Raw genomic sequence first — 1,846 nt, 5'->3', positions numbered from 1 at the left:
GTTCATCCGTGAGCATTTGTCGGGGCATGGCAGGCTTGCAGTTTGTTGGCGTAGGAACCTTTATTCTGCGAGCTTGCCCCTATCCTGCCAATACCCCTGCCATGAAACGTCAACAGACCCTAAAGGGCCGACGCGATGAGACGGATTTTCGCAATACCCAGGGCCTTCTGAAAGTGCTCCAAGAGCAAGAGGATCGAGGCGAACACGAGCTTTACTACTTCGATGAATCCGGCTTTTCCCAGTCGTCATCGATACCTTATGCATGGAGCTCCGTCGGCAAGCCATGGGAAGTGACGGCGTACTCACATAGCCATAGGCTGAACGTGCTGGGCTTTGTGAGCCGAAAAGGGAAGCTGGTCTACCATACGACCACCAAGTCGGTCACCACGGAGACCGTCATCGAGGCGTTTGATCAATTTGTGGCTCAGAAAGACCCCGAGGCCTTCGCCATCGTCGTGCTGGACAATGCCAGTATGCATCGCTCCAAAGCGTTTAAGCGCAAGATTCTGGAATGGATGTCGCATCGCGTGCATCTGGTTTACCTATCCGCTTACTCGCCAGAGCTGAACTTAATCGAGATCCTTTGGCGGCAGGTCAAATACCACTGGCTGCCCCTCAGTGCCTATCTATCATTTGATCGGCTCTGCGATGAAGTCCATCGACTGCTCAAAGGTTACGGGACGGAACACACGATTAATTATGCGTAAGCACTTACAGAAATGTGTAAAGAGGTCAAGGATGCCCAAAAGGATGCCGGTGGCAACGAGGCGAATCTTGAAGACATCAATGCAGTAACAGGAGAGAAGCTAGACCAAATTAAACAGGATCTCCAGGACAATGGTCATGGAGACGTTTTGGATGATGCCGATGTCAAAACGGAAATGCAGTGTGTACAGGATTTGATCTGTTTCGCAGCCGGCACCCTGATTGCCACGCCGCAAGGAGAGGTCGCCGTTGAGGATCTGTCCATCGGCGATGAGATTCTGACCGCCAGCGGCGCCTCGGTTAAGGTCAAGTGGATCGGCAGGCAGACCGTCCACAATGGTGCGCTCGCCAACCTGCTCGCCGATACGACCCGGCCGGTGCGTATTCAGAAGGATGCCCTGGCTGCAGGCGTGCCGAACTGCGATCTTACCGTCACGTCCAGCCACGGGATCGTCATTGACGGCCTGGTGATCAACGCCTCGGTACTGGTGAATAACGATACCATTGACTACGTGCCGCTGAGCGAACTGGCCGAATCTTCGAGCTATTACCACATCGAAACGGAAGGTCACGAAGTGATCCTGGCCAACGGCGCCGAAGCCGAGACCTATATCGACTATGTGGATCGTCAGGCGTTTGACAACCATGGCGAGTATGTCGAGCTCTACGGCATCGAAAGGACCGTGGTAGAGATGCCCCACCACCGCATCTCTTCGCGCCGCCTGCTGCCCCTCGCCGTGCGCGCGAATCTGGGCATCCAGGAAACGAGCATTACCGCGAAGATCGCCTAAGCTTGCCGTACCATCACAAGGCCCGGGGCTAATCCGCCTCGAGCCTTGAGTGAGATAATAAACGCCTCGCCGGTAACTCACCGGCGGGGCGTTTTTCGTTGGCCGGCCGGGTCGCTCCCAGCCTGCTACGCTGGGCATTCGGGTTATTTGCTGATATCTTGTAGTACGATCAAAAAACTAATTTAGCTGACTATAAGCAAAAGGTGCATGATTATGGCAGACTATAAGCCTAGGGCCTGTTGACGTTTCACATTGGTAGCCATAAAAAGCCGCATGCCAAGGCCACCATGCTTTCGTAATTTCGTTTGAGCTTATCGTAGCGCGTCGCAATGGCGCGATACGGTTTCAAT

2 protein-coding genes and 1 pseudogene are annotated in these 1,846 nt (G+C 54.1%); 2 read left to right on the top strand and 1 reads right to left on the bottom strand.

The genetic code is table 11. The features are described from left to right. A partial coding sequence (locus tag RS027_RS13445; protein WP_311957752.1) for an IS630 family transposase occupies positions 1-707 on the top strand: 707 nt, incomplete at its 5' end. A 12-nt stretch (positions 708-719) separates the two neighbouring features. Continuing rightward, the gene (locus RS027_RS13440) at positions 720-1,496 is read left to right on the top strand and encodes a Hint domain-containing protein (RefSeq protein WP_311957750.1); all 777 of its coding nucleotides are present in this window, start codon (positions 720-722) and stop codon (positions 1,494-1,496) included. A 247-nt stretch (positions 1,497-1,743) separates the two neighbouring features. Here the strand turns inward: RS027_RS13440 and RS027_RS13435 are convergent. Further along, positions 1,744-1,846, bottom strand: a pseudogene (locus tag RS027_RS13435) (IS5/IS1182 family transposase); the annotation flags it as partial.

This window comes from Halomonas garicola, assembly GCF_031935715.1.
Classification (GTDB): domain Bacteria; phylum Pseudomonadota; class Gammaproteobacteria; order Pseudomonadales; family Halomonadaceae; genus Vreelandella; species Vreelandella garicola.
The sequence above is the reverse complement of the archived record's forward strand: the minus strand, read 5'-3'. Positions and strand labels throughout refer to the sequence as shown.